1 pseudogene is annotated in these 408 nt (G+C 56.6%); it reads right to left on the reverse strand.

Going from position 1 to position 408, the window contains the following annotated elements:
• Window positions 1-358, reverse strand: a pseudogene (locus LD028_RS08630) (M23 family peptidase); the annotation flags it as partial.
• Window positions 359-408: the final 50 nt, after the last annotated feature.

Raw genomic sequence — 408 nt, forward strand, 5'->3', positions numbered from 1 at the left:
TGGACGCCTGTTCGTCATAGAAGCCCATCCCCTGTTCGTACTTCACACCCTTGCCGACCGGCCAGGCGAGCGGCTGCGGGTTGCCCGCCACCGGTACCGCGCCGTCCTTGCCGGCGGATTCATCGGCGGGAATGGCGGTGCCGTCCTGCGGTGTCGTGACGGCCACGCCGCCGTTGTCTGCGGTTTGTCCCGGCACCGTATCGGTGACGCTGCTCTGGTACCACATCACAATAGCGAGAATGATTGCTGCGGTGCCGATGTAGATTGCCGGAAACGCCCACTTCTTGCCCAACATGTTTTTCCAGGAGCTTGCCTTTTTAAATGGAATCGGTTGATTTTGATTTTTTTGATCTTCCATTGTATTCATCACCTCATCCCTCAGTATCGCCAGTTTTTTGGCGGATAAAC

The sequence above is a fragment of the Anoxybacillus sp. LAT27 genome, from assembly GCF_022030075.1.
GTDB classification, from domain to species: Bacteria; Bacillota; Bacilli; order Bacillales; family Anoxybacillaceae; genus Anoxybacillus; species Anoxybacillus kestanbolensis.